Below are 11,971 nucleotides of genomic sequence, written 5' to 3' on the forward strand. Positions count from 1 at the left end.
TCCTTTAGCGGCGAATCACGCCGACACTCAAGCCTTCGATAACCAGTTCCTGATCTTTCAGGTTGACTTCGATAGGGGCGAATTCAGGGTTTTCGGCAATCAACCAGACCTTGCTGCCGTCGCGCTTGAAGCGCTTGACGGTCACTTCGTCGCCGATCCGCGCCACAACGATCTGGCCGTTGCGGGCTTCACGGGTGGTGTGGACGGCCAGCAGGTCGCCGTCGAAAATGCCGACGTCCTTCATGCTCATGCCATGGACGCGCAACAGATAGTCAGCGCGAGGATGGAAGAACGCAGGGTTGATGTTGCAGGATTCCTCGATGTGCTGCTGGGCGAGGATCGGCGCACCGGCAGCCACCCGGCCAATGATCGGCAAGCTGGACTCGTCGGCCTTGGCTTCGAAGCCAGGGATGCGGATGCCGCGGGAGGCGCCCGGGGTCATCTCGATCGCTCCCTTGCGGGCCAGCGCCTTGAGGTGTTCTTCCGCGGCATTGGGCGACTTGAACCCCAGTTCCTGAGCGATTTCCGCGCGGGTCGGCGGGTAGCCGTTGTCTTCGAGGCAACGTTTGATGAAGGCCAGAATCTCTGCTTGGCGTGGCGTCAGCTTTAGCATATTGATCGCTCTGTCTTTTTATACAGTGACTGGGATTATATACAGTGAACTGGTCTTGGCAATGCCCCTTTTTTTATCGGCCGCTGGACGGTCATTTTGCTCGCTGATTGAAGCGGCACTGTTGTATGGTTAAATACCTGACCGACCATTCCCAAAACGAACCGCCAGACTTGACAAGGCCAAGGCTGAAACGTATGTTTCAAACAAGTGTTTGTCAGGCGGAGTAGCCATGGCCCAGTCGGAAACCGTTGAACGCATTCTCGATGCTGCCGAGCAGTTGTTCGCGGAAAAAGGTTTTGCTGAAACCTCATTGCGTCTGATCACCAGCAAGGCCGGTGTCAATCTGGCGGCGGTGAATTATCACTTCGGGTCGAAGAAGGCGCTGATTCAGGCGGTCTTCTCGCGTTTTCTCGGGCCATTCTGTCTCAGTCTCGATAAAGAGCTGGAGCGCCGCCAGGCCAAGCCCGAGAACAAGCCGTCCCTTGAAGAGCTGCTGGAGATTCTTGTCGAGCAAGCTTTGGTGGTGCAGCCACGCAGCGGCAATGACCTGTCCATTTTCATGCGTTTGCTGGGGCTGGCGTTCAGTCAGAGCCAAGGGCACTTGCGTCGTTATCTGGAAGATATGTACGGCAAGGTGTTCCGCCGCTACATGATGTTGGTCAACGAGGCTGCGCCGCGCATTCCCCCGATCGAACTGTTCTGGCGTGTGCACTTCATGCTGGGTGCCGCGGCGTTCAGCATGTCGGGGATCAAGGCCTTGCGTGCGATTGCCGAGACCGATTTCGGCGTCAACACCTCTATCGAACAAGTGATGCGTCTGATGGTGCCGTTCCTGGCCGCTGGCATGCGGGCCGAAACCGGCGTCACCGACACAGCCATGGCCACCGCGCAGTTGCGTCCGCGCAGCAAATCGGCCCCGGTCGCCGCCAAGGTTTAACCGCACACGGGTGGGCGCGGCAGCTGACATCCGCTAAGCTAGCCGCCCATGCCGACTCTCGTTCTGAACCCGCTCCTCATTGAAATCGCCGACCCGCAGGGCCCAGCCCATGGCGGCGAATTCGTGCGAGCCGGGTTTATCGTAATCAAGGAATCTCTATGACTGCTGGCCTGCAAGGCTCGTTGATGGTGGACGTCGCCGGTACCTGGCTGACGGCCGAAGATCGCCAATTGTTGCGCCAGCCCGAAGTGGGCGGCCTGATCATTTTTGCCCGCAACATCGAACACCCGCGCCAAGTGCGCGAATTGAGCGCTTCGATCCGCGCCATTCGTCCCGATCTGCTGCTGGCGGTGGATCAAGAGGGCGGTCGGGTTCAACGGCTTCGTCAGGGCTTCGTGCGGTTGCCAGCCATGCGCGCCATCGCCGATAACCCGAATGCCGAGGACCTGGCCGAGCAGTGTGGCTGGATCATGGCGACCGAAGTGCTCGCAGTCGGTCTCGACCTGAGCTTCGCCCCCGTGCTGGACCTGGATTACCAGCGCAGTGCGGTGGTTGGCACCCGTTCGTTTGAAGGTGATCCCGAACGTGCAGCCTTGCTCGCCGGTGCATTTATTCGTGGCATGAATAGCGCCGGAATGGCCGCCACTGGCAAGCATTTCCCCGGGCATGGCTGGGCCGAAGCCGATTCCCACGTCGCGATTCCCAACGATGAGCGCAGCCTCGACGAAATCCGCGCCAACGATCTTGTGCCGTTTGCGCGATTGAGCAAGCAACTGGCTGCCGTCATGCCAGCCCACGTTATTTATCCACAAGTCGATTCCCAGCCTGCAGGTTTCTCCCGTCGCTGGTTGCAGGACATCCTGCGTGGCGAGCTGCAGTTCGATGGCGTGATCTTCAGTGATGACCTGTCGATGGCCGGTGCCCATGTGGTCGGCGATGCTGCCAGTCGCATCGAAGCGGCATTGACCGCCGGTTGTGACATGGGCCTGGTGTGCAACGATCGCGCAGCTGCCGAGCTGGCCTTGAGCGCCGCCCAGCGTTTGAAGGTCAAACCTTCGGCGCGTATTGCGCGGATGCGCGGGCAGTCGTACAGCAGTACCGAATACCGTCAAGATCCACGCTGGCTAGCGGCCATCGGCGCGCTCAAAGAAGCTCAATTGATTGATTGAGGATTTTCGTCATGACGGTTTACGCGATTATCGGTGGCACCGGCCTGACTCAACTCGAAGGCTTGAGCATTCGTCAGTCATTGGCGGTGGACACGCCTTACGGCACGCCTTCGGCCGAAGTGCAGATCGGTGAGTATGCCGGCAAGGAAGTGCTGTTTCTCGCGCGTCATGGGTACCCACATCGTTTCCCGCCGCATCAGGTGAACTACCGCGCCAACCTGTGGGCTTTGAAGCAGGCCGGCGCCGAAGCGATTCTTGCGGTCAACGCCGTGGGCGGGATTCATTCCGAGATGGGCACCGGACATTTCTGCGTGCCACATCAATTGATCGACTACACCAGCGGCCGCGAACACACCTATTTCGCCGATGACCTGGAGCAGGTTACACACATCGATTTCAGCTATCCCTACAGCGAGCCCCTGCGTCAGCAATTGATCGCGGCGTTGGCGGCTGAAGGCGTTGGCTTCAGTAGCCAAGGCGTGTACGCCTGCACCCAGGGTCCACGTCTGGAAACAGTGGCTGAAGTCGCGAGGCTGGAACGTGACGGTTGCGACATTGTCGGCATGACCGGAATGCCGGAAGCGGCGTTGGCCCGCGAGTTGGAACTGGATTACGCCTGTCTGGCGCTGGTGGTGAATCCGGCGGCAGGCAAGTCGACAGCGGTGATCACCATGGTCGAGATCGAGCGGGCATTGTGTGACGGGATGGGTAAGGTGAAGTCGACGTTGGCGCGGGTGCTTAAGGGTTAATCAGTCGTTACACCGAGTCGCCCCATCGCGAGCAGGCTCGCTCCCACATTAATTTTGTGTTGTCTCAATTATGGTGGGCAAACACAGATCCAATGTGGGAGCGAGCCTGCTCGCGATGGCGATTCAGTAATCGACGCTACTTATCAATTTTTTCCGGCAACGGCGCGAACAACGCCTCAATATCATCGCTCTGCAACTTCCAGTCTCCGGTTTTGCGCCCATCCAGCACGCCTGCGGCAAGATCGGATTTTTCCTTCTGCAGATGCTGAATTTTCTCTTCCACCGTGCCCCTGGCAATCATCTTGTAGACGAATACCGGTTTCTCCTGACCAATGCGATAGGCACGATCCGTCGCCTGGTTTTCTGTCGCCGGGTTCCACCAGGGGTCATAGTGAATCACCGTATCCGCTTCGGTCAGGTTCAGTCCTACGCCGCCAGCCTTCAGGCTGATCAGAAAGATCTGACGTTTGCCGCTCTGGAATTCTTTCACTGGCGTGCGTCGGTCGCGGGTCTGGCCGGTCAGGATTACATAAGCCACGCCACGTTTTTTCAGCTCATCCTCGATCAGCGACAGCATCGAGGTGAACTGCGAAAACAGCAGAATCCGCCGACCTTCCTCGAACAACTCTTCAAGCATTTCCATCAGGCTATCAAGCTTGCCGGAGGTACTGCCGCGCGCGGGCAGGGCGGCATCGTTGACCAGGCGTAAATCGCAGCACACCTGACGCAGCTTCAGCAGGGCCTCAAGAATGATGATCTGGCTGCGCGCCACGCCTTTGCGAGTGATCTCGTCGCGGACTTTCTTGTCCATGGCCAGGCGCATGGTTTCGTACACGTCGCGCTGGGCTTCGTTGAGTTCGACCCAATGGATGATCTCGGTTTTCGGCGGCAGTTCGGTGGCCACCTGTTCCTTGGTTCTGCGCAGCAGGAACGGTTTTATCCGACCGTTGAGGTGCTGAAGTCTTACGTCGCTGGCACGCTTTTCTATCGGTACGCGGTAATCGCGGTTGAAGCTTTTCACGTCACCGAGCCAGCCGGGCAGCAGGAAGTGGAACAGCGACCACAGCTCACCGAGGTGATTTTCCAGTGGCGTGCCACTCAGGCACAGGCGCTGGCGAGCATTCAGCTCGCGGGCGGCGTGGGCGGCCTTGCTGTTGGGGTTCTTGATGTACTGTGCTTCATCCAGCACCAATACGTGCAACGGCTGCGCGGCGAGGCGTTCGACGTCCTTGGGCAGCAGCGCATAAGTGGTCAGAATCAGGTCGTAGTCGGCCAGATCGCCGAAGTGCTTCTTGCGACTGGCGCCGTACAGCGCCAGCACTTTGAGCTGAGGCGTGAAATGCGCGGCTTCGTCGAGCCAGTTGGGGATCAGGCTGGTGGGCATGACTACCATGCACGGCCGATCGAGGCGCCCGGCATTCTTCTCGCTGAGAATATGCGCCAGGGTCTGTAGGGTTTTGCCCAGGCCCATGTCGTCCGCGAGAATCCCGCCGACTTCCAGTTGCCGCAACGACTGCATCCAGCTCAGGCCTTCCAGCTGATACGGGCGCAAGGTGGCATTCAACCCTTCGGGTGCCACTGCGGTGTGGTCTTTGATGTCACGCAGGCGCTGGGCAAAGGTGCGGATCTGCTCGCCACCTTCCCAGAGCAGCGGCAGGCCTTCCAGCGGATTCAGGCGCGTGGCGTCGGCCTTGCTCAGGCGCAGCGTGGTTTCACCGGGCTCTTGCAGGTAAAACTCGCCGAGAGCGGCCAGCACCGGTTTCAAGCGGCCGAAGGGCAGGGCGACCTGCAGCGGGCCTTGGTCGGTGCTGCGGCGCTGCGGGATGTTCACCAGAATCAATTCGTCGTCGCGGCGTCGGGCGAGGCGTTCCGGGTTGAGAAGCTCGGTATGGGAGCGCATCAGGTTTAACAGGATCGGTAACAGGCTCAGCCGTTCGCCGTTGACGATGATCCCCAATTCCAGGTCGAACCAGTCGCGCTCCGGTGCCTGCTCGACGGTGGCGTACCAGTCTTCAACTGCGGTCAGGTCGAAGCCGAAGTCCTCGTCGATCTGCAACTCCCACCCTTGGGTGCGCAGCTTCGGCAGCTCGTTGAGGGTGAAAGTCAGCCAGGCGCTGTCGTTGACCATCTCGTAGAGTTCGCCGGCACTTTCGGGCAAGGCCTTGCTTTGTCGGGTGGCGATCTTGAAACCGAGGATTCGCAGCTGTTCCCTGTAGGCCTGTTCGACTTCCGGGTGACGTTTTATCCGCAGCGTCTGTGTCTCCTGACGAATCAGGATGTCAGTGTTTTTCTGTCCGCTGACGTATTCGTCCAGATAGCTGAAGGACAGCGCCGCGCGATGCTGGATGTAACGCTGCATCTTGCCGTTGCGTGGTTCAAAGGCACTGAATTCGATACTTGCCAGCCACAGGCGCGGCACCGGTTGCACGTTGTCCACCAACACTTGCGGCGGCGCTTTCGGGCTACGGTTTTCCAGTACGGCCTGAAGTTTTTCCAGCAGTTCGGCGTCTTTCGCCGCCGCCGGGTAGGCGAGGGTTTCCTGCACTTGCAGCAACACCGCCGCGCAATGTTTGCAGTTGCTATGAACCGGGCAGGTGCACGTGGCGTCGATCATCAGCAACGTGCCTTTGGCCGACTCGCGCAGGCGAATGGTCTGACGGTAAACGTTGCCGCCAGAGCCTTCGCAACTGGCGGTGATGGTGGCGTCGCCGACTTCGACGATCCTGACGCGGTTTTCCAGCGCGTAGCGGCGGCCACGCTCCAGGCTCTGTTCCTTGAATCGGCTGACCCAGGATGTTGCCAGGGGTTTGCTCAGGGTCGGGGGCATATCAGTCCGGAATTACATCGGGGACTGGCCGAGGTGCAGGGGCGGTCAGCGAGGTGATCTTGATCAGCAGGCCGAGGTGGCCGTTGTCGAGGAAGTTCAACTGGCCATTTTTGGTGTGGCTGTCCTGCTTCAGGCGTTCGCTGGCGGTGACCAGGCCGTTGGAATCGATCTGGTTGACCCAAAAGTCGGCGTCGACGTCGGTAAAGCGCCCCAGTTTCAGGCTCAGAGTGCCTTCGATCGGGAACTGGCCAAACTGTTCCTTGCCCTCGCTGATCGCCACTTTACTGGCTTCTTCACCCAGGTTCTGTTGCCAGGCCTTGTGCAACAGCACCGTGTATTCGTTGCTGGCGGTGAGTTTTTCCACTTCGGGATTAAGGCTCGGTGTGCGAAAGCTGTCGGGGCTGATGCGTTGGGCGCCGGCATCCCAGTCTTCCGGCGCGGCGCGGCTGACGATGGCGGGCACGGCGTTTTGCCGCACCAGAATCATTTCAACCTGATACAGATCATCAGCAAACGCCGTCGAGGCGAACGGCGAAAACAACGACATCAACAAGGTCAGTGAGCGAAACAGGCGCATGCGGCGTCCTTCAAGCAGTGGTCGGAATGAGGCGCTCGAATAGCGCCTCTACAGTATTAAAACGTTCTTCCGGGCGCTCCATCGGTACCTGGAATTTGAACATCGTGGCGCCTTCGAATTTGTAGCGTTTGGGCTGGCTCTGGATCAGTTTGATCAGTGTCAGCGGGTCGACCGGTGTCTGCGCCGCGAACTCGATACGACCGCCTTGCGGGCCGCCGTCGACTTTCTTGATGCCCAGCTGTTCGGCCTGCAATTTCAGCGCCGTAATCCGCACCAGGTTCTTGGTCGGCTCCGGCAGCAGGCCGAAACGGTCGATCATCTCCACCTGCAGGTCCTTGAGGCCTTCCTCATCGGTGGCCGAGGCAATGCGTTTGTAGAGAATCAGTCGCGCGTGAACATCCGGCAGATAGTCCTCGGGGATCAGCGCCGGTACACGCAGATTGACTTCCGGACCGCCGCCCAGCGGTTGGTCGAGGTTCGGCTGTTCGCCCTTGCGGATCGACTTCACCGCGCGCTCGAGCATTTCCATGTACAGCGTGAAACCGACGGCCTGGATCTGCCCGCTCTGACCGTCGCCCAGCAGTTCGCCGGCACCGCGGATTTCCAGGTCGTTGGTCGCGAGCACGAAGCCCGCGCCGAGGTCTTGGGTGTTGGCAATCGCTTCGAGGCGCTTTTCTGCGTCGGGAGTGATCTGCTGGCGCGGCGGTGTCAGCAGGTAAGCATACGCCTGGTGGTGGCTGCGACCGACCCGGCCGCGCAATTGGTGCAACTGCGCCAGGCCGAACTTGTCGGCACGCTCGATGATGATGGTGTTGGCGCTCGGCACGTCGATGCCGGTCTCGATGATGGTCGAGGCGATCAGCACGTTGAAGCGCTTGTGGTAGAAGTCGCTCATCACTTGTTCGAGATCGCGTTCACGCATCTGCCCGTGGCCGATGCCAATCCGCGCTTCTGGCACCAGTTCGGCGAGGTCGGCGGCGCATTTCTCGATGGTCTTCACGTCGTTGTGCAGGTAGTAGACCTGACCGCCACGCAGTAACTCACGCAGCAGGGCTTCTTTGACCGTGCTCTTGTTCTGCTCCATGACGAACGTGCGCACCGACAGGCGACGGGCCGGTGGCGTGGCGATGATCGACAGGTCGCGCATGCCCGACACCGCCATGTTCAACGTGCGCGGAATTGGCGTGGCGGTCAGCGTCAGGATGTCGACTTCACTGCGCAGCGCCTTGAGCTGTTCTTTCTGACGGACACCGAAACGGTGCTCTTCGTCGATGATCACCAGCCCGAGATTTTTGATTTTGACGTCGTCTTGCAGCAGCTTGTGTGTGCCGATGACGATGTCGATCTTGCCTTCGGCCAGGTCCGCGACGGCGGCGTTGACTTCCTTGGTCGACTTGAAGCGACTCATCACTTCCACGCTCACCGGCCAGTCGGCGAAGCGGTCGCGGAAGCTGTTGTAGTGTTGCTGGGCGAGCAGGGTGGTCGGCACCAGAATCGCCACCTGACGACCGCCATGCACCGCAATGAACGCCGCACGCATCGCCACTTCGGTCTTGCCGAAACCGACGTCGCCGCAGACCAGGCGATCCATCGGTTTCGGCGCGAGCATGTCGGCGCGCACCGCTTCGATGGTGGTTTGCTGGTCCGGGGTTTCTTCGAACGGGAAACCGGCGCTGAAGGTCGCGTAATCGGCTTTGGGGTCGGCGAAGGCATAACCCTCGCGAGCGGCGCGACGGGCATAGATGTCGAGCAACTCGGCGGCCACATCGCGCACCTGTTCGGCGGCTTTGCGTTTGGCTTTCTGCCAGGTTTCGGAGCCGAGGCGGTGCAGCGGCGCCAAGGCATCGTCGCTGCCGGTGTAGCGGGCGATCAAGTGCAGGTTGGCTACCGGGACGTACAGCTTGGCGTTCTCGGCATATTCAAGGGTCAGGAATTCGGCGGCTTGATTATCGATTTCCAGGATCGTCAGTCCCAGATAGCGGCCGACACCATGATCGATGTGCACCACCGGCGCGCCTTCGCGTAGTTCGGTGAGGTTTTTGATCACTGCATCGTTGTTGGCGTCAGCGCGTTTCTCGCGACGGCGACGCTGCATCACGCGCTGACCGAACAACGGGCTTTCAGCGACCAGGGCCAGGGCTGGATCGTCCAGCAACAGACCTTCGTCGAGCGGTGCGATGGTGATCGCCAAGCGCTCCTTGCTCGCAACAAAGTCTGGCCAGCTGTCGACGGTTTTCGGCCGCAGCTTCAGGCGTTCCAGCAATTCCAGCAGCACTTCACGACGGCCCGCGGACTCGGCGGTAAACAGCACGCGGCCAGGGAATTCGTCGAGGAAACCGGCCAGCGCCGCCAACGGCTGAGTGGCCTTGGCTTCGATGGCCAGGTTCGGCAGTGGCTGAGCCGGGAAGCGTTCGCGACCGACACCGGTTTCCACGTCCTGTTGACTGGCAACCACACGAGGCCAGCTCTTCAGGCGGGCAAAGCAATCTTCCACGGGCAAGAACAGCTCGGCCGGTGGCAATAAAGGACGGGATGGGTCGACGCGGCGCTCTTCGTAACGATTGCGCACGTCGTTCCAGAAATTTTCCGCCGCCTGTTCGATGCCCGGCAAAGAGAACACTTGCGTGTCCTGAGGCAGATAGTCGAACAGGGTGGAGGTTTCGTCGAAGAATAACGGCAAGTAGTACTCGATACCCGCCGGTGTAATCCCGCTGCTCAAATCCTGAAAGATCGGGCAGCGACGGAAGTCGACATCGAAGCGCTCGCGAAAGCGCGCCTTGAAACGGGTGACCGCGTCCTTTTGCAGCGGGAACTCCCGCGCCGGCAGCAGGCGAACAGTGTCCACCTTGTCGATTGAGCGCTGGTTTTCCGGATCGAAGGTACGCAGGGTTTCGATTTCGTCGTCGAACAGATCGATGCGGAAGGGCAGTTTGCTGCCCATCGGGAACAGATCGATCAGCGAGCCGCGCACGGTGAATTCGCCGTGCTCATAAACTGTATCGACGTAACGATAGCCGCTGGCTTCAAGCCGGCTGCGCATTTGCTCGACATCGAGCTTCTGGCCGACGTCCAGCACCAGGCTGCTGCCCAGCAAAAATCTGGTCGGCGCCAGGCGGTGCAGGGCCGTGGTGATCGGCACGACCAGCACGCCATGCTCCAGCTCCGGCAACCGATAAAGGCTGGAGATGCGCTGAGAGATGATGTCCTGATGTGGCGAGAACAGATCGTAGGGCAGGGTTTCCCAGTCGGGGAAATGCAGAACAGGCAAATCCGGGGCGAAGAAACTCAGCTCCTGTTCCAGCCGTTCGGCACTCTGGCTGTCGGCGGTCAGTAGCAGGGTAAAGCGCTTGGCAGCGCTGGCGGCCTCGGCAATGGCCAGGCTCAGGGCGGCACCGGGCAGGTTGCCCCAGTGCTGTTTACCTGCCGCGGCAGGGAGAAGCGGTAGACGCAGAACGGGCACGGAAGGTTGAGCTCCAAGCGTTGCGACAAAGTCGACAATTGTAACGGCCTCAGGTGCCGGCTGTCAGTTGCAGACTGTGTCTATATGCACAAGCTGGGTGAAATGTAGTGGTAATGACAAAAACTGGCGCTTTGACACTGAAAATGTAGTGCCAAAACCGCTCAGTGTTACGGAGGGTTACGGACACGGCAGCGTTGTCGTCGGAAAATTGACTGCGCTGAAAGCCCCGGTTTTACTGGGCTGGCGCGGGGCGTAATTTTTTTGAACAGGATTTTGTTACCGCCAGTGCGACAGGCGCGCATTGCTACAGGAGCCACTCGGCGGCATAATGTAGCCCCTTTTTTCTGCCCCTACATGTGGAAGGTTACCGTGACTCAGAAGCCCGACCAGTGTCTTGGTGAATGGATCGACCGTGAAGCACTCGCAGAAGCGATGATTCCGCTTATCGGTCAGCTCTACCGCAATAACAACGTGGTGAGCTCGATCTATGGCCGCAGTCTGATCAACCAGTCTGTCATCGCGATTCTCAAAGCTCACCGCTTTGCTCGCCATCGCCAGTCCGATGACAGCGAATTGTCCGTCCACGAAACATTCCCTCTGCTCAAGGCAATGAGCGAGCTCAAGCTCGGCGCTGCTTCGGTAGATCTGGGCAAGCTGGCTGTCAAATTCAAAGCCGAAGGTAATGGCCGTACCGCCGAAGCATTCGTCCGTGACGAACTGGCCGATGTGGTCGGCAAGCAGAATGGTTCCGGCCGTACCGGCACCGACGTTGTCCTGTATGGCTTCGGTCGTATCGGTCGTCTGCTGGCGCGCATCCTGATCGAGAAAACCGGTGGTGGCGACGGCCTGCGTCTGCGCGCCATCGTTGTCCGCAAGGGCGCCGAGAACGATCTGGTCAAGCGTGCCAGCCTGCTGCGTCGCGACTCGGTGCACGGTTCGTTCAATGGCACCATCACCATTGATGAAGCCAATAACACCATCACCGCCAACGGCAACCTGATCCAGGTTATCTACGCGAAGAACCCGACTGAAGTGGACTACACCCAGTACGGCATCAAAAACGCGCTGCTGGTGGATAACACCGGTGTATGGCGTGACGCCGACGGCCTGGGCCAGCACCTGTCCTGCCCGGGTATCGACCGCGTTGTTCTGACCGCGCCTGGCAAAGGCAAGCTGAAGAACATCGTTCACGGCATCAACCACGGTGAAATCACCGCTGACGACAAGATCGTGTCCGCCGCTTCCTGCACCACCAACGCCATCGTGCCGGTGCTGAAGGCTGTGAATGACAAGTTTGGCATCATCAACGGTCACGTCGAAACTGTTCACTCGTACACCAACGACCAGAACCTGATCGACAACTTCCACAAGGGTGATCGCCGTGGCCGTAGCGCCGCGCTGAACATGGTTATCACCGAGACTGGTGCTGCCACCGCTGCTGCCAAGGCGCTGCCTGAGCTGGCCGGCAAGCTGACCGGTAACGCGATCCGTGTTCCGACGCCGAACGTGTCGATGGCCATTCTCAACCTGAACCTTGAGAAAGAGAACCGAACACGGTGTTCTGGAACCAGCCGCCGACGCTGCCGGAAGACGACACCCTGTGGGACATTCAAGAGGCCGGTCAGGCGCTGTTGGCCGA

At 59.8% G+C, this 11,971-nt stretch carries 7 protein-coding genes and 2 pseudogenes; 5 read left to right on the top strand and 4 right to left on the bottom strand.

All coding sequences use genetic code 11. From position 1 onward, the window contains the following. Positions 1-4 precede the first annotated feature (4 nt). Positions 5-613: a transcriptional repressor LexA gene (lexA, locus tag ACQKPC_RS16625; RefSeq protein WP_427625563.1), complete on the bottom strand. Its 609-nt coding sequence runs from the start codon at positions 611-613 to the stop codon at positions 5-7. Between the two features lie 229 nt (positions 614-842). On the opposite strand from lexA, the gene ACQKPC_RS16630 reads away from it, so the two are divergent. From ACQKPC_RS16630 to ACQKPC_RS16640, 3 genes are all read left to right on the top strand, one after another. Then, positions 843-1,550: a TetR/AcrR family transcriptional regulator gene (locus ACQKPC_RS16630; protein ID WP_427625564.1), complete on the top strand. Its 708-nt coding sequence runs from the start codon at positions 843-845 to the stop codon at positions 1,548-1,550. Between the two features lie 158 nt (positions 1,551-1,708). Then, positions 1,709-2,719, top strand: a complete 1,011-nt coding sequence (gene nagZ / locus ACQKPC_RS16635; protein WP_427625565.1) for a beta-N-acetylhexosaminidase — start codon at positions 1,709-1,711, stop codon at positions 2,717-2,719. Positions 2,720-2,730: 11 nt separating this feature from the next. Next, positions 2,731-3,468: an S-methyl-5'-thioinosine phosphorylase gene (locus ACQKPC_RS16640; RefSeq protein WP_427625566.1), complete on the top strand. Its 738-nt coding sequence runs from the start codon at positions 2,731-2,733 to the stop codon at positions 3,466-3,468. A gap of 136 nt (positions 3,469-3,604) precedes the next feature. On the opposite strand, the gene ACQKPC_RS16645 is transcribed toward ACQKPC_RS16640, so the two are convergent. The 3 genes from ACQKPC_RS16645 to mfd are packed head-to-tail and all read right to left on the bottom strand — an operon-like array spanning position 3,605 to position 10,332. Further along, positions 3,605-6,295 (bottom strand): SNF2-related protein, encoded by a 2,691-nt coding sequence (locus tag ACQKPC_RS16645; protein ID WP_427625567.1) that lies wholly within the window; start codon positions 6,293-6,295, stop codon positions 3,605-3,607. 1 nt (position 6,296) lies between these two features. Continuing rightward, a complete protein-coding gene (locus tag ACQKPC_RS16650) occupies positions 6,297-6,872 on the bottom strand; it encodes a CsiV family protein (RefSeq protein ID WP_427625568.1) in 576 nt (191 codons plus the stop codon). 10 nt (positions 6,873-6,882) lie between these two features. Then, the gene (mfd, locus tag ACQKPC_RS16655; protein WP_427625569.1) at positions 6,883-10,332 is read right to left on the bottom strand and encodes a transcription-repair coupling factor; all 3,450 of its coding nucleotides are present in this window, start codon (positions 10,330-10,332) and stop codon (positions 6,883-6,885) included. 354 nt (positions 10,333-10,686) lie between these two features. Between mfd and ACQKPC_RS16660 the strand changes: the two are divergent. Further along, a pseudogene (locus tag ACQKPC_RS16660) lies at positions 10,687-11,874 on the top strand (glyceraldehyde-3-phosphate dehydrogenase); the annotation flags it as partial. 2 nt (positions 11,875-11,876) lie between these two features. Next, positions 11,877-11,971 (top strand): annotated as a pseudogene (locus ACQKPC_RS16665) (hypothetical protein); the annotation flags it as partial.

Origin of the sequence: Pseudomonas sp. NPDC089918 (assembly GCF_050280605.1) — a bacterium.
GTDB lineage: Bacteria > Pseudomonadota > Gammaproteobacteria > Pseudomonadales > Pseudomonadaceae > Aquipseudomonas.

Excerpts from the sequence above, each read along its gene's own strand:
- lexA (WP_427625563.1), bottom strand. The coding sequence starts at position 613 with ATGCTAAAGCTGACGCCACGCCAAGCAGAGATTCTGGCCTTCATCAAA.
- ACQKPC_RS16630 (WP_427625564.1), top strand. The coding sequence starts at position 843 with ATGGCCCAGTCGGAAACCGTTGAACGCATTCTCGATGCTGCCGAGCAG.
- nagZ (WP_427625565.1), top strand. The coding sequence starts at position 1,709 with ATGACTGCTGGCCTGCAAGGCTCGTTGATGGTGGACGTCGCCGGTACC.
- ACQKPC_RS16640 (WP_427625566.1), top strand. The coding sequence starts at position 2,731 with ATGACGGTTTACGCGATTATCGGTGGCACCGGCCTGACTCAACTCGAA.
- ACQKPC_RS16645 (WP_427625567.1), bottom strand. The coding sequence starts at position 6,295 with ATGCCCCCGACCCTGAGCAAACCCCTGGCAACATCCTGGGTCAGCCGA.
- ACQKPC_RS16650 (WP_427625568.1), bottom strand. The coding sequence starts at position 6,872 with ATGCGCCTGTTTCGCTCACTGACCTTGTTGATGTCGTTGTTTTCGCCG.